Annotated in this window: 17 protein-coding genes; 10 read left to right on the top strand and 7 right to left on the bottom strand. The window is 63.7% G+C overall.

The features are described from left to right. Positions 1-732 carry a precorrin-2 C(20)-methyltransferase gene (locus WNY61_RS01995; protein WP_342849991.1) on the top strand — a complete coding sequence of 244 codons (732 nt, stop codon included), beginning with the start codon at positions 1-3 and terminating at the stop codon, positions 730-732. After that, positions 729-1,463 (top strand): precorrin-3B C(17)-methyltransferase, encoded by a 735-nt coding sequence (gene cobJ, locus WNY61_RS02000; protein WP_342849777.1) that lies wholly within the window; start codon positions 729-731, stop codon positions 1,461-1,463. The genes WNY61_RS01995 and cobJ overlap by 4 nt, the downstream gene beginning before the upstream one ends. On the opposite strand, the gene WNY61_RS02005 is transcribed toward cobJ, so the two are convergent. Continuing rightward, a complete protein-coding gene (locus tag WNY61_RS02005; RefSeq protein ID WP_342849992.1) occupies positions 1,439-2,188 on the bottom strand; it encodes a cobalt-precorrin-6A reductase in 750 nt (249 codons plus the stop codon). The two genes, cobJ and WNY61_RS02005, sit on opposite strands and share 25 nt — an antisense overlap. On the opposite strand from WNY61_RS02005, the gene WNY61_RS02010 reads away from it, so the two are divergent. The 7 genes from WNY61_RS02010 to cobF are packed head-to-tail and all read left to right on the top strand — an operon-like array spanning position 2,187 to position 7,613. Beyond that, positions 2,187-3,368, top strand: a complete 1,182-nt coding sequence (locus tag WNY61_RS02010) for an SAM-dependent methyltransferase (protein WP_342849778.1) — start codon at positions 2,187-2,189, stop codon at positions 3,366-3,368. The genes WNY61_RS02005 and WNY61_RS02010 overlap by 2 nt on opposite strands. Next, positions 3,365-3,742: a cobalamin biosynthesis protein gene (locus tag WNY61_RS02015; RefSeq protein ID WP_007118245.1), complete on the top strand. Its 378-nt coding sequence runs from the start codon at positions 3,365-3,367 to the stop codon at positions 3,740-3,742. Before WNY61_RS02010 ends, WNY61_RS02015 begins: the two co-directional genes overlap by 4 nt. Continuing rightward, positions 3,739-4,524, top strand: coding sequence for a precorrin-4 C(11)-methyltransferase (cobM, locus tag WNY61_RS02020; protein ID WP_342849779.1), 786 nt, complete (start codon positions 3,739-3,741; stop codon positions 4,522-4,524). The genes WNY61_RS02015 and cobM overlap by 4 nt, the downstream gene beginning before the upstream one ends. Further along, positions 4,521-5,843 (top strand): cobyrinate a,c-diamide synthase, encoded by a 1,323-nt coding sequence (locus tag WNY61_RS02025; RefSeq protein ID WP_342849780.1) that lies wholly within the window; start codon positions 4,521-4,523, stop codon positions 5,841-5,843. Before cobM ends, WNY61_RS02025 begins: the two co-directional genes overlap by 4 nt. Next, positions 5,843-6,568 (top strand): uroporphyrinogen-III C-methyltransferase, encoded by a 726-nt coding sequence (gene cobA / locus WNY61_RS02030; RefSeq protein ID WP_342849781.1) that lies wholly within the window; start codon positions 5,843-5,845, stop codon positions 6,566-6,568. The genes WNY61_RS02025 and cobA overlap by 1 nt, the downstream gene beginning before the upstream one ends. Beyond that, the gene (locus tag WNY61_RS02035; RefSeq protein WP_342849782.1) at positions 6,565-6,867 is read left to right on the top strand and encodes a DUF1636 family protein; all 303 of its coding nucleotides are present in this window, start codon (positions 6,565-6,567) and stop codon (positions 6,865-6,867) included. Before cobA ends, WNY61_RS02035 begins: the two co-directional genes overlap by 4 nt. Next, the gene (gene cobF / locus WNY61_RS02040; RefSeq protein ID WP_342849783.1) at positions 6,864-7,613 is read left to right on the top strand and encodes a precorrin-6A synthase (deacetylating); all 750 of its coding nucleotides are present in this window, start codon (positions 6,864-6,866) and stop codon (positions 7,611-7,613) included. Before WNY61_RS02035 ends, cobF begins: the two co-directional genes overlap by 4 nt. 3 nt (positions 7,614-7,616) lie before the next feature. Here cobF and arfB read toward each other — a convergent pair whose 3' ends face one another. The 6 genes from arfB to WNY61_RS02070 all read right to left on the bottom strand — a co-directional run bounded on the left by arfB (position 7,617) and on the right by WNY61_RS02070 (position 12,937). Next, positions 7,617-8,039, bottom strand: a complete 423-nt coding sequence (arfB, locus tag WNY61_RS02045; RefSeq protein WP_342849784.1) for an alternative ribosome rescue aminoacyl-tRNA hydrolase ArfB — start codon at positions 8,037-8,039, stop codon at positions 7,617-7,619. A gap of 329 nt (positions 8,040-8,368) precedes the next feature. Next, complete coding sequence (locus WNY61_RS02050) at positions 8,369-8,989, bottom strand: queuosine precursor transporter (RefSeq protein ID WP_342849785.1); 621 nt, start codon at positions 8,987-8,989, stop codon at positions 8,369-8,371. Positions 8,990-9,052: 63 nt separating this feature from the next. Beyond that, complete coding sequence (locus WNY61_RS02055; protein ID WP_342849786.1) at positions 9,053-9,967, bottom strand: esterase-like activity of phytase family protein; 915 nt, start codon at positions 9,965-9,967, stop codon at positions 9,053-9,055. Continuing rightward, complete coding sequence (mepA, locus tag WNY61_RS02060) at positions 9,940-10,884, bottom strand: penicillin-insensitive murein endopeptidase (RefSeq protein ID WP_342849787.1); 945 nt, start codon at positions 10,882-10,884, stop codon at positions 9,940-9,942. Before mepA ends, WNY61_RS02055 begins: the two co-directional genes overlap by 28 nt. Next, positions 10,881-12,254 (bottom strand): MFS transporter, encoded by a 1,374-nt coding sequence (locus WNY61_RS02065; RefSeq protein WP_342849788.1) that lies wholly within the window; start codon positions 12,252-12,254, stop codon positions 10,881-10,883. Before WNY61_RS02065 ends, mepA begins: the two co-directional genes overlap by 4 nt. Positions 12,255-12,358: 104 nt before the next feature. Continuing rightward, on the bottom strand, positions 12,359-12,937 hold the full coding sequence (locus WNY61_RS02070) for an acyl-CoA thioesterase (RefSeq protein ID WP_342849790.1): 579 nt from the start codon (positions 12,935-12,937) through the stop codon (positions 12,359-12,361). Between the two features lie 132 nt (positions 12,938-13,069). Between WNY61_RS02070 and WNY61_RS02075 the strand changes: the two genes are divergently transcribed. Continuing rightward, positions 13,070-13,357: a YggT family protein gene (locus tag WNY61_RS02075; protein WP_007118233.1), complete on the top strand. Its 288-nt coding sequence runs from the start codon at positions 13,070-13,072 to the stop codon at positions 13,355-13,357. Positions 13,358-13,450: the final 93 nt, after the last annotated feature.

The raw sequence follows: 13,450 nt of genomic DNA on the forward strand, positions 1-13,450 counted from the left end.
ATGGGCAAGGTTATCTGCGCGGGCCTCGGCCCCGGCGACCCGGAACTGATGAGCGTGAAATCCGACCGTGCCATTCGCGGCGCGCGGCATCTGGCGTATTTCCGCAAGAAAGGCCGCGCGGGCCAAGCGCGCCGGATCGTTGAGGGGATGCTGCGCGACGACGTGGTGGAATATGCGATGGAATACCCCGTCACCACGGAATTGCGGTTCGATTCGCCCGAGTACCGCGCCCAGATGGTCGCCTTCTATGCTGAATGGGCAGATCGGCTGGCGGAATTGTCCCAAGATCACGAGGTGGTCGTGCTGTGTGAGGGCGATCCCTTCTTCTACGGCTCATTCATGCATCTGCACACCCGGCTTCAGGGCCGCGCCGAAGTTGAGGTGCTGCCCGCGATCCCCGGCATGGTGGGCTGCTGGAACGCGCTGGATACGCCTTTCACTTGGGGTGATGACGTGATGACTGTGCTGATGGGTACGCTGCCCGAAGCGGAATTGACCGAACATATGAAACGCGCCGATGCGCTGGTGGTGATGAAGACGGGCCGCAACCTGCCAACCGTGCGCCGCGCGTTGGCGGCGGCGGGCAAGTTAAACGATGCATGGCTGGTGGAACGGGGCACCATGCCCGATCAGCGGGTAGCGAAACTTGCCGACGTGGCCGATGACGACTGCCCCTATTTCGCGATCGTCTTGGTGCATGGCCAAGGCCGCAGACCGGAGGCGGAAACATGAGCGGCATTCTTCATATCGCGGGCCTCGGCCCCGGTGACGACGCGCTGGTCACGCCCGAGGTGACCGAGGCGCTGGCGCAGGCCACCGATGTCATCGGCTATATCCCTTACGTCGCCCGCGTCGCCCCGCGCGAAGGGTTGACCCTGCACCCCAGCGACAACCGGGTGGAATTGGACCGCGCGACCCATGCGCTGCAATTGGCTCAGGCCGGCGCGCGGGTGGTGGTGGTGTCTTCGGGCGATCCGGGCGTCTTTGCCATGGCCTCGGCGGTGTTCGAGGCGGTGGAGCGTGACCCGGCGTTTGAGAGTGTCGACATTCGCGTGCTGCCCGGTATCACAGCGATGCTGGCGGCGGCAGCGCGGCTTGGTGCGCCCTTGGGCCATGATTTCTGTGCGATCAACCTTAGCGATAACCTCAAGCCGTGGACGATGGTCGAACACCGTCTGCGGATGGCCGCGCGGGCGGATTTCGCCATGGCCTTCTATAACCCGCGCAGCAAGTCGCGGCCGCATCAATTCGCCGAAGCGCTGGATATTCTGCGCGCCGAATGCGGGCCGGATCGGCTGATCACCTTTGCCCGCGCCGTGACCACACCCGAAGAAGCGTTCAACACCGTGACGTTGGGCGAAGCGACTCCTGAAATGGCGGATATGCGCACTGTGGTGATCGTCGGCAATTCCGCGACGCGGCGGGTCGGACGCTATGTCTATACGCCGCGCAGCGCGGTATGATGTAGCCAATGCATCACCTCGGTCACATCATTGGCGGCCACCTCGCCCGGCAGAACGGGCCGGTCGGCCAAAATCACCGGCAGGCCAAGCGCGCGGGCGGCATCCAGCTTGGCCCGCGCGCCGCTGCCACCGGCGTTTTTGGCGACCAGATGGGTGATCGCATGGGTCTGCATCAGCGCGGTATCTCCCGCCACGTCGAAGGGTCCGCGCGCCAGCACCACCGTTGCCCGGGGCAGCGGCAGCGGATCGCGTGGCGGATCGACGAGGCGCAGCAAGTAGCGGTGCTGCGGCTTTGCGGCGAAGAGCGCCAGTTGCTGCTTCCCGATGGCCAGAAACACCCGCGCCGGGCTGCCGGGCAGGGCGGCGGGCAGATCTGTGATGTCAGGCACGAAGGTCCAGTTGTCCCCCTCCTGCGGTTCCCACGGGGGGCGCTCAAACCGCACCAGCGGCAGGTCTTGTCGGGCGCAGGCGACAAAGGCGTTGTTGCTCATTCCTGCGGCAAAAGGATGGGTGGCGTCGATGACATGGGTGATTGCCTCGGCATTAAGGTACGCCACCAGCCCGGCCACGCCGCCAAAGCCGCCGACGCGGGTGGGCAGGGGCTGGGCCACGGGCTTATCGGTGCGCCCGGCATAGGAAAACACTGCGTCGATCTCGGCTTTGACCAAGGCACGCGCCAGGGCGCTGGCTTCGGTGGTGCCACCCAAAAGAAGGACGCGCATAATGGGTGACCCTTGGCTCAGCATCATCGGAATGCCCGACGATAGCGCGGATGCCTTGCCCCCGGCAAGCCATGCAGCACTGGCTTACGCTGAGGTAATCTTTGGTGGGCCGCGTCATCTAGCGCGGGCAGCGGCGGGCACGCGCGGGCGGGCTTGGCCGGTGCCTTTCTCGGTTGAGCCTGTGCTGGCCGAGCGGGGTAGGCGGGTGGCGATGCTGGTCTCGGGCGATCCCTTTTGGTTTGGCGCGGGCGGCAGCATCGTCGGTGCGCTGGACCCGAGCGAATGGCGCAGTCTGCCCGCGCCCTCGACCTTCTCGCTGGTGGCCAATGCGCTTGGCTGGCGGCTTGAGGAAGTCTCGTGCCACGGGCTACACGCGGCACCGCTGGCGCAATTGCGCGGTGTGTTGCGTCCCAAGGGGCGGATGATCTGCTTGCTACGTGATGGGGACGCGCCTGCAGCACTGGCGGAGTTTCTCTGCGGACAGGGCGCAGGTACGGCGCAAATGCATGTGGCCGAACGGCTTGGCGGCCCCGATGCGCGGCTGCGCGCGGTGCAGGCCGATGGGTTTGATCTGACGGATGTGCAAGCCCCCGTGGCTGTTGGCGTGGACCTGCCCGAAGGCATTGGCCTGCCGCGCGCCCCCGGCCTGCCGGATGATTGCTTTGCGAGCGACGGGCAAATCACCAAAGCGCCAGTGCGGGCGCTGACGCTTTCGGCCCTCGCCCCCCGGCCCGGAGACCTGCTGTGGGACATCGGCGCAGGCAGCGGCTCGGTCTCGGTCGAGTTCTGTCTTGCGGGCGGTCACGCCATCGCCTTTGAACAACACGCCGCGCGGGTGGAGAATATCACCCGCAACATCGCAGATTTCGGCCTGCCCGCTCGGATGCAGGCCGCCCATGGCCGCGCGCCGGAGGTCTGGGCGGGACATCCTGTGCCTGACGTTGTCTTCGTCGGCGGCGGCGGCAATGTGGCACTTTACGATGCCCTGCTGCCTGCGTTACCAGCGGGCACGCGGCTGGTCGCCAATGGGGTGACGCTGGAAACCGAGGCGCTTTTGGCGCAGCTTCACGCGGCGCATGGGGGCAGTCTTTTGCGGATCGAACTGGCGCAGGCTGCACCTTTGGGCCGGATGCGCGGCTGGCAGCCGCTGCGGCCCGTGGTACAATGGAGCGTGACACTATGAGGATGGCCGGGATCGGATTTCGGGGCGCGGCAAGCGTGGCGTCATTGCGCGATGCATTGGCGCGGGCAAACCCCGATGGCCTCAAGATCGACGCGCTGGTGACCGAAGCGGCAAAGGCCCGCGCGACCGTGTTTCGCGACTTTGCCCAAGAACTCGGCGTGCCGGGGCTTGGCATCACCACCGAGGATTTAGCCCGCATGATCACACCAACACAATCGGCCCGGATCGAAGACCGCTTTGGCACCGGGTCGCTTTCCGAAGCCGCCGCATTGGCCGCGGCCGGGCCGGGGGCCGTATTGGTTGCCGAGCGCGTCGTTTCAGGCGATGCCATGGCCACAGCGGCGATTGCCGAGACGAAAGGAAAAACACCGTGACTGTACATTTTATCGGAGCGGGCCCGGGGGCGGCGGACCTTATTACCCTGCGCGGGCGCGACCTGATCGCGGCCTGCCCGGTCTGCCTCTATGCCGGATCGCTGGTGCCCGAAGCGCTGCTGAGCCATTGCCCCGAGGGCGCGCGCATCGTCAACACGGCGCGTCTGTCGCTGGATGATATCATGGAAGAGATCGCCGCCGCCGATGCCGCAGGGCACGACGTGGCGCGATTGCATTCGGGCGATCTGTCGGTCTGGTCGGCGATGGGCGAACAGCTGCGCCGCCTGCGCGAGATGGGCATCGCCTATGACGTGACGCCGGGGGTGCCGTCCTTTGCTGCCGCCGCTGCCGAGTTGGGGGCCGAATTGACCCTGCCGGGCGTGGCGCAATCGGTGATCCTCACCCGCACCTCGGGACGCGCCACCGCGATGCCCGAAGGCGAGACGCTGGCTAATTTCGCCCGCACTGGCGCGACGCTGGCCATTCATCTGTCGGTGCATGTGCTCGATAAGGTCGTCGAAGACCTGACCCCGCATTACGGTGCCGATTGCCCGGTCGCCGTGGTCTGGCGCGCAAGCTGGCCCGATCAACGCATCGTCAAAGCGACGCTTTCAACCCTGCGCACCGAAGTCGGCGAAGAGATGGCGCGCACCGCGCTGATCCTCGTGGGCCATGCCCTTGGTGCTGAGGATTTCGGTGAAAGCCGCCTTTATGCCGCTAATTATGACCGCCGCTTCCGCCCCGTCGGAGCCGAGCCGCGTTTCCCGGAGACCTCCTCATGATCCCCCCCGGCCTGCTGATCTCCGCCCCCGCATCCGGCACCGGCAAAACGACCCTGATGCTGGGCCTGCTGGCCGCGTTGCGCGCTGAGGGTGTCGCGGTGCAACCGTTCAAGAGCGGCCCGGATTACATCGATCCGGCCTTTCACACGGCGGCATCGGGGCGGGCGTCATTCAACCTCGACAGTTGGTCGATGGACCGCGCGCGGATCGAAGGGCTGGTCGGCAATGCCGATGGGGCTGAATTGATCCTTGGCGAAGGGTCGATGGGGCTGTTTGACGGTGTGGCCAAGCCGGGCGCCTGTGGCAATGGCGCGAGCGCGGATGTCGCGGCGCTGATGGGGTGGCCGGTGGTGCTGGTGCTCGACGTGTCGGGTGCGGCGCAATCGGTGGCGGCCACGGCGCTTGGCTTTCGCGAGATGCGGCCCGATGTGACGCTGGCAGGCGTGGTGCTGAACCGCGTTGCCTCCCCCCGGCATGAGACCTTGGTCCGCGCGGGGATGGAGGCTGTGGGCATTGAGGTTTTCGGCGCGCTCCCACGCCGGGTCGAGATCGAAATGCCAGAGCGGCACCTTGGGTTGGTGCAGGCCGGAGAGCAGGAAAACCTGCCTGAACTGTTGGGGCAGGCAGCGGCTTTCGTGGCCGCGCATGTCGATATCCCCGCGCTTCGGGCCGCCGCGCGGGGTACCTTGCAGAACCCGCCCGCGCCCGCAAAGATTACCCCGCCCGGACAGTGCATTGCGCTGGCGCAAGACAACGCCTTTGCCTTCGTCTATCCGCATCTTTTGGCCGGCTGGCGCGCGGCGGGGGCTGAGATTCTGCCCTTTTCCCCGCTGGCCGATGAAGCCCCGGACGACAGCGCCGACTGCTGCTGGCTGCCGGGCGGCTACCCTGAACTCCATGCAGGCAAGCTTGCCGCCGCTGTACATTTCCGCAAGGGGCTGCGCGACTTCGCCGAGACGCGCCCCGTGCATGGCGAATGCGGGGGCTATATGGCGATGGGTGCGGGCATCATCGACAAAGAAGGCACGCGGCACGAAATGGCGGGGCTTTTGGGGTTGGAGACCTCTTTCGCCAAGCGCAAGATGCATCTGGGCTACCGTCAGGCCGATCTTAACGCGCCGATCCCCGGCCATTCCGCGCGGGCGGAGCTGCGCGGCCATGAGTTCCACTATGCCACGATCCTTGCAGAACCCGATGCACCGCTGGCCCGCATCACCGATGCCAATGATCTTGAGGTGCCCGAGACCGGTTCGGTGCGTGAGTTCGCGGGCGGCGGTCGCGCCACGGGGACGTTCTTTCACATGATTGCGGCGCTGTGATGGGGGGCTTCGTTTCCTTCGTTTCCTCCGGTCCGGGCGATCCGGAACTGCTGACCGTCAAAGCGGTGGCGCGGTTGCAGGCGGCTGATGTGGTGCTGTTTGATGACCTCAGCGCGGGTCCGATCTTGGAACACGCGCGGCCCGATGCGGACTTGATCGGCGTCGGCAAACGGGCCGGACGTGCTTCGCCCAAGCAAGACCATGTGAGCCGCGTGCTGGTCGATCATGCTCAGGCCGGGCTGAATGTTGTGCGGTTGAAGTCTGGTGACAGCGGCATGTTCGGACGGCTGGAAGAAGAGATCATCGCGCTGCGGGCAGCGGATATTCCTTTCGAGATCGTGCCGGGCGTGACCGCCGCCTCAGCCGCCGCCGCGACGGCGGGCATTCCCCTGACCCGGCGTATGACTGCGCGGCGCGTGCAGTTCATCACCGGCGCGGATGTGACCGGGGAGTTGCCCCATGACGTGAACATGGCCGCTTTGGCCGATCCGATGGCGACCACCGTGGTCTATATGGGCAAACGCACCTTTGCTGGCCTCGCCGCGCGGCTGATCGAACACGGGTTGCCCGGCTCCACGCCCGCGTTGCTGGCCGAAGCGGTTTCGACCCCTGCGGAAAAGGTGCAGCGCTTTACCATCGAAACTCTGGCGCGCCATCTGGAGAGCGCCAGCAGCACCACGCCCGCGTTGATCTTCTACGGGCCGTTGGCAGAGTTTGAGGCGTGAAAGTCTTCGTTTGCACCTCTTGCACCGACGATGGCGGCTTTCTGGACGTGGTCCGCGCTGGATTGCCTGATGTGGTGGTTGAGGGCATCGACTGTATGTCAGGCTGCGCACGGACGCAGACGGTGGCCTTTCGCGCGCCGGGCAAGGTGGCCTATCTGTTCGGAGAGATCACGGAAGCCGACATGGATGACCTGCGCCGTTTTGTGACGCTCTATGCCGCCTCTGCCGATGGGACATTCCCCGATGCGCGGGTGCTCGGCGGGCTGCGTTTGAAGGCAATCGCAAGGATACCGGGATGAGCGATCTGGAACTGACATTGATCGGCATCGGCACCGGCAACCCTGAGCATCTGACGCTACAGGCGATCCGGGCGCTGAATGCACAAGACCTGATCCTGATCCCGCAAAAGGGGGCAGGCAAGGATGATCTGGCGGGGCTAAGGCGCAGCATCTGCGACGAAGTGCTGACCAATAAGGCGGTGCAGATCGTCGGTTTCGACCTGCCCGTGCGCGACCCCGCGATTGAGGATTACCGCGCCCGCGTGGACCATTGGCATGACGCGATTGCAGATGCATGGCGCGCGGCAATGGCACAGCACCCGACGGCGCGGCGTATGGCGCTGTTGGTCTGGGGCGATCCGTCGCTTTATGACAGCACCCTGCGCATCGCCGCGCGGCTGGATCCTGCACCGCGCATGGCCGTGATCCCCGGCATTACCTCGCTGCAGGGTCTGACCGCGGCTCATGCGATCCCGCTCAATGAAATCGGCGCGCCCTTCATGGTCACAACCGGGCGGCAGTTGCGCGATCACGGTTGGCCCGAAGGGGTCGATACGCTGGTGATCATGCTTGATGGTGACTGCGCCTTTCAGACGGTGGAGCCAGCGGGGGTGGAGATCTGGTGGGGAGCCTATGTCGGCATGACCGAAGAGATCATCCGCCATGGCCCGTTGGCTGACGTCACCGAAGACATTATCGCCACACGCGCAGCGGCGCGGGCGGCGCATGGCTGGATCATGGACATCTATTTGCTGCGGCGGAGTTAAGGCTCAGGTATTCGGGTCAACCTTGCCACGCATCGCTTTGACCTCGCCGCGCACCTTTTTGGCCTTGAGGCGGCGTTTCTTTGAGCCCAGCGTCGGGCGGGTGGCGATGCGGCGTTTCGGTGGGGTTAAGGCGGTGCGGATCAACTCGGCCAACCGCTCGCGCACCAACTCGCGGTTGCGCGCCTGACTGCGGGTTTCATCACATTGCAATACCAGCGCGCCTTCGGTGGTCCAGCGCCGCCCGGCCAGACGGCGCAGGCGGTTCTTGACCGGCTGAGCCAGCGACGGCGATGTCGCGGCCTCAAACCGCAATTCGACCGCCGAAGAGACCTTGTTCACGTTCTGCCCGCCGGGACCGGAGGCGCGCATGAAGCTTTCGGTCAGCTCCCAGTCATGAATGGCGATGTTATCGTTGATGTGCAGCATGGGCTCTCCTTGCCCGGCAACATGCCAGTCTGGGCCGTGGGGGTGAAGGGGGAATACGAAATGGGCCGCCCCTTGCGGAACGGCCCAATCGAATGGTTTCAGGAGGGGGATCGGTTAGACCGATGTCCACCAGGTGGTTGCGTTGCTAGGGGCTGCCCTAGCAGGAAACCTCACTGGCTGTTCCGACACCTCGCTCCAATACCTTTCTAGACACTGGATCACCTCCTTTTGATTGTTGAACTCACCCTGAGCGTTGCACAGGTTTTGAAATTCGCAAAGCGTTTTTTTGGAGGTGCGGCGGCAAGGGGCATTCACCCCTTGCTTTGGTGTCAGGGGCGGGTCGCCAGCCGGGCAGTGAGCAGCCGGAAGGGGATCAGCGCAACGAGTGCGATGGCCAGTTTCACCGACCAATCCGCCACCGCAAGCGAGACCCAGAGCGGCGCGAGGGGGCCGGCCCCTAGCAGGGGCAGCACTTCGCCCGCCCAAGCGACATCGGTGGCCGTATGGATGAACGATAGGCTGGCCGAAAAGGCGATGGAGAAGAACAGCGCCGTGTCAATCGCGCTGCTGATCAGCGTGCTAACCAAAGGCGCGCGCCACCATGCACCGTCGCGGAAGCGGTTAAAGATCGTCACATCAAGCAGCTGCGCCACGAGGAAGGCCACACCCGATGCCACAGCGATACGGATCGTGACCAGCGGGCCAAACTCGCCCATAATCTGGGTGCCAATCAGCGAGCAGATCAAGCCGACGACAAACCCCACCAGCACAACCCGGCGCGCGGCGGAGGCACCGTAAAGGCGGTTCATCACATCGGTGACAAGGAAGGCGAGAGGATAGGTAAAAGCACCCCAGGTCAGCCATTGGCCAAAGAGGAACTGAACAAGGATATTCGAGGCCACGACGATGGCGGCCATGGCAAGGATGCCGGGGAGATAGGTGCGTGTCATGTATGAACCGTTTTGTGCAAGGGTGCGGCGACTTGGCCTGCGGGGATCGCAGACGGGACGGCTTTAGTCCTCAGAACCCGGTTTGGCAAGGATCAGCTCAACGACCTCATTTCGCTGCATGATGAAGAAATTGTCGTCTGACAGAAGGGTAAGTCGGGTTTGCCCCTGCGCGTCTTGCCATGTGCTGAGCGCTTCGAGGTTGTCATATTGGCTGGGCCCAGAGGTAAGCAACGTCACCTCTCCGAGGTGCGGCGCAGTCAAATCGAAACTGCGGATGCGGCTGCGAAAGCCCAGCGGGGTCACCGTGCGCTCCAATAGATAGAGCGTGCCATCATCGGCAAAGTCTGCATCGACAGGCAGGAACGGCCCACGGCGCGGAATCTCTCCGACAATCGACCATGCTTTGCCGTTAAAGGCATAAAGCGGGAAGGGGCGGTCTTCGGCACCGGAGCTTTCCGGCATGGTAAAGAGACGCCCATCGGGGTGGGCGGCCAATGTCTCCATCCCCGAGTTCGGCTCGAACCCTGCGAAATCTTTGTGTTTAGGTAGGGGGGTGGTGACCCCGCTTTCAAGGTCAAGCCGGGCCACGTGGTGGCTATGCTCGAAGGAGACGTAAAGCTGCCCAGTGTGATCCCGTGCAAGCGCTTCTGCATCGCGCATCTTGCCGCGCAGGGCTTTTCCATCGGCCCCGTTGAGGGGGGCGTTCTCCTCAAGCTCAAGGGCCACCAGACGGCCCTCCTCGCGGACCATGCGGGCCTGCACAATGCGCCCGCGATCCGACACTGCTGTCAGGCGTGTGCCATCGGCGTTTACCTCAACACCCGAAAACCCACCGAACCATGGGGCCGGGTCGTGCCATGTTAGTACGCTGTCCACCTGTACCACCGGTGTTGTCTGCGCGGCGGGGGCCACGCAGGCAATCAGCAGGAAGAACGGAAGGCAGGCGCGGATCAGTTTGCGTTCAAGACGGCGTTGCATTGTGCAGGCAGGTCCGCAAGCAGCAGTTCGCGCTTGGGCTTGGGGGTGGTCTTGGGCGCGTTCGGATCGGCCTTTGGCGGGTTCAGGATATTCGCTTGCCACTGGCGCGCATCCGCGCAGCCGTCACCGGGTGGGGGCGGGGCTTGATCCACGCAGCCGCGCGCGCCTGTTGGGCAGGCGATGCGGACGTGGAAATGGTAGTGGTGCCCGTACCAAGGCCGGATTTTGCGCAGATAGCTGCGGTCGCCCTTCTCGTCCGCACACATCTGCACCTTGGCCCCGGGGAAGACGAAAATACGCGCGGTGCGGGGGTCTTGGGCAGCGGCCTTGACGACCTCATGATGCGCCGGGGTCCACGACGAATTCACATAAGCCCCACTGGCGCGCCGCATGGAGATTGACGAGATGTTCTCTCGCTGCGCCCGGCTAAGGTTCAGCGACTTCGGCGGCAGCATCCAGATGTCGGCATCCAAGCCGATCTGGTGACTGGCGTGGCCGGTGAGCATCGGACCACCGCGCGATTGGCTCATGTCACCGACATAGATGCCTGCCCAGCCCGGCTGCTGCGCCGCCTTGCGGCTGAGCTGTTTGACCATATCGACCATTTCGGGATGCGCCCAGTTGCGGTTGCGCGACAGGCGCATGGCTTGCCATGTTGGCCCGGTCTCAGGCAGTTGCTCGGCCCCGGCAAGGCAGCCTTTGGAATAGCTGCCATAGGCTGCAGGCGTCTGCGCAGAGGCGAAATTCTTGGCCCCGAAAAGGCGTTTGGCCTCAACGCTGCTTAGCGCGCCGCCCGAAGAACCGATGGTCGGCAGGGCGACTTTCTCACCGCTGATGTCGGTTTCAGTCCGGTCGCCGCCGCAGGAGGCGAGCGCAAAGGCCAGCGCCACGGAGGTGAGGGTGCGAAGCAGCGTCATGTGGCGAAATCTCCCTTGGGTTTGACCCACGCTAACAGGATCAATCCGATAATGAAAAGCCCCACAACGGGGGTGATGCCGAGCCGTTGACTGCCGGTTAGGTCACTTGTGATCCCAATCAGCGCCGGAGCGAGGAACGAGGTCGCTTTGCCCGATAGCGCATAGAGGCCGAAAGCCTCAGTCATCCGCTCGGGGTTTCCTTGTCGTGTCAGCATGTTACGCGAAGATGCCTGCAGCGCACCGCCCGCCGCGCCGATGGATGCACCAGCGACGTAGAACAGGATATCGGGCAGGGCAGACACCTCAGGCAAAGAAACGCCCATGACAGAATTCGGCCCCAGCGAGATGATCAGGCAGGCGGTCGCGATAAGGATGACACAGCAGGCCACGATCACCGGCATTGGGCCAATGCGCCGGTCGATCCGTCCGCCCAGCACACAGAACACCGCGCCAGAGATGGCGGCGAGAATGCCAAAGATGCCGATCTCTTGGATCGACCAATCCAGCACGCCAAGCGCATAGACCCCGCCGAAAGTGTACATCCCGTTTAGCGCATCCCGGTAGAACATCGACGAGCCGAGATACGCCAGCAATGAGGGATGCTTTGGCAAGCCGCGCAGGGTACGTGCCAGATCCGACAGACCCGCGCCAATGCGGTAGCGCACAGCACCGGGTTTCGGCGTATCGCGGATGAAAAGAAAGAAGGGGATCATAAAAACAGCATACCAGATCGCCGCCAGTGGGCCGACGATGCGGGTGTCGGCCTTTGTGGATGGGTCCAGCCCGAACAGCGGCGAAAGCCCGGCCATGGTGCGCCCATTCTCGCCGCTCTGAAAAAGGGCGATCATCGCAATCAGCGCAAGCACCCCGCCCGCATAGCCAAAGGCCCAGCCATCGCCAGAGATGCGACCGCGCTCATCCGCATCGGGATGAAGCTCGGGCAGATAGGCGTTGGTAAAGATCGTGGCAAACTCCATCCCGATCAGGCCAATGCCGAAGAAAAACAGCGCCCAAAGCATCGAGAAATCCGCCGGGGCGGTCCACCACAGCGCGGCTGCACCGACCACATACATGACCGAGAAAATCCAAATCCACGGCATCCGCCGTCCTGAGGAATCCGCCACCGCGCCAAGGATCGGGGCCAAGATCGCAATCGCGATGCCAGCAAGCGCCAGACCATACCCCCAATAAGCCTGCGCCTGTGCTTTGGCGGCGCTGAGATCCATCCCGCCTTCGACCAGCGCATTAGTCGCGGTCTGCGCGAAATAGGGGCCGAAAATGAAGGTGAGCAGTAGGGTGTTGTAGGGCTGGCTAGCCCAGTCAAAGAAGTACCAACCCCAGATGCGCTTGCGCCGCGTGATCTCTGCCATAATGCGTCCCTTCGCGACCTGCTTCGGTTGAAGTTAGAGCAGGGCGCGCGGCAAGGCGCAAGCGTCAGTAGGAATGCAACCTAAGGGTTTGATGGACGGTCCGGTTAGGCGGTGCGGCTTTGCGTTGCCTCAGGTGCAGGGGTGCCCTCCTGCATCGGTGGCCAAGGGCGATGACTGTCGGCGCGGATCCATTCCGCCACCCAACTCGGCATCGCGGGTGAGGGCTGTTGGCGTCCCATCGCACCCAGCACCTTTTCGGGTGGGATCAGCCCCTTTTTATCTGTGACGGCAGAGCGATAGAGCACATGGCTCGCGCATTCGCCGTCTTTCTTCCACATGGACTGCTCCAGATAGATGAACTTGTCGTCCCAACACAGCGTCCGGCTGCGCATCTCGAACTTCTCAAACATGCGGATGCGGCGGCGAAACCGGGTGCTGGAGCCTGCAATCGTGATCGCCCATTTGTTCTGCCGCAGCAGCGTGATCAGCCCGGCGCGTTGCGCCATGGCAGTGCGGCCCAGATCATAGAGCGACAGCGCCCGCCCGTTGTTCAACTCCATCCAGATGTCCAGATCATGCGGCCAGCAGATGTGGTGGCTGACATGGGTATCGGTCAGATTTTCCAGCGGCGCCTGCCGCGCGGCGACGATGACGTCTTTGGCCATGCGGACGATCGGGAACATGAGACTTTCCTTTTTGATAGTGACGCGGATCTGCGGCGGAAGGCCCGCGCGGTCAAGCATATACGTCGCGGCACTCTTGCCCTTTGATGGCAGGGCGCTTAACTGTCTTTCGTCAAACCAAGGGGATATTCCATGACGTCACTGTTCCAAATCCTGATGCTGCTTTTGAACATCGTTTGGTTCATCGTCATCGCCCATGTCATCATGTCTTGGTTGATCAACTTCCAAGTCCTGAACCTGCGCCAGCCGCTGGTCGCGCAAATCTGGGACGGGCTGAACCGCATTCTTGAGCCGGTCTATAGCCGCGTGCGCAATGTCGTTCCGTCAATGGGCGGGTTGGATCTGGCACCACTGATCGTGCTGATCGCCGTGGCCGTTGCGCGGATCGTGCTGACCAACAACGCGGCGGCCTTCTACTGACACTGCTGAGATCGGCCCCGTGCGCTTCTATCGCGCCTATCTGGCCTTGTTCACGATTTGTTAGTGTGGGAGTCTGCATGAAAAGAGCAGACA

Origin of the sequence: Sulfitobacter sp. AS92 (assembly GCF_038900015.1) — a bacterium.
GTDB lineage: Bacteria > Pseudomonadota > Alphaproteobacteria > Rhodobacterales > Rhodobacteraceae > Sulfitobacter.

Bases quoted from the DNA above. Each gene is read 5' to 3' on its own strand.
- WNY61_RS02070 (WP_342849790.1), bottom strand. From the start codon at position 12,937: ATGTTCCCGATCGTCCGCATGGCCAAAGACGTCATCGTCGCCGCGCGG.
- WNY61_RS02025 (WP_342849780.1), top strand. From the start codon at position 4,521: ATGATCCCCCCCGGCCTGCTGATCTCCGCCCCCGCATCCGGCACCGGC.
- mepA (WP_342849787.1), bottom strand. From the start codon at position 10,884: ATGACGCTGCTTCGCACCCTCACCTCCGTGGCGCTGGCCTTTGCGCTC.
- cobF (WP_342849783.1), top strand. From the start codon at position 6,864: ATGAGCGATCTGGAACTGACATTGATCGGCATCGGCACCGGCAACCCT.
- WNY61_RS02050 (WP_342849785.1), bottom strand. From the start codon at position 8,989: ATGACACGCACCTATCTCCCCGGCATCCTTGCCATGGCCGCCATCGTC.
- WNY61_RS01995 (WP_342849991.1), top strand. From the start codon at position 1: ATGGGCAAGGTTATCTGCGCGGGCCTCGGCCCCGGCGACCCGGAACTG.
- cobJ (WP_342849777.1), top strand. From the start codon at position 729: ATGAGCGGCATTCTTCATATCGCGGGCCTCGGCCCCGGTGACGACGCG.
- WNY61_RS02010 (WP_342849778.1), top strand. From the start codon at position 2,187: ATGGGTGACCCTTGGCTCAGCATCATCGGAATGCCCGACGATAGCGCG.
- arfB (WP_342849784.1), bottom strand. From the start codon at position 8,039: ATGCTGCACATCAACGATAACATCGCCATTCATGACTGGGAGCTGACC.
- WNY61_RS02055 (WP_342849786.1), bottom strand. From the start codon at position 9,967: ATGCAACGCCGTCTTGAACGCAAACTGATCCGCGCCTGCCTTCCGTTC.
- WNY61_RS02065 (WP_342849788.1), bottom strand. From the start codon at position 12,254: ATGGCAGAGATCACGCGGCGCAAGCGCATCTGGGGTTGGTACTTCTTT.
- WNY61_RS02015 (WP_007118245.1), top strand. From the start codon at position 3,365: ATGAGGATGGCCGGGATCGGATTTCGGGGCGCGGCAAGCGTGGCGTCA.
- WNY61_RS02075 (WP_007118233.1), top strand. From the start codon at position 13,070: ATGACGTCACTGTTCCAAATCCTGATGCTGCTTTTGAACATCGTTTGG.
- cobA (WP_342849781.1), top strand. From the start codon at position 5,843: ATGGGGGGCTTCGTTTCCTTCGTTTCCTCCGGTCCGGGCGATCCGGAA.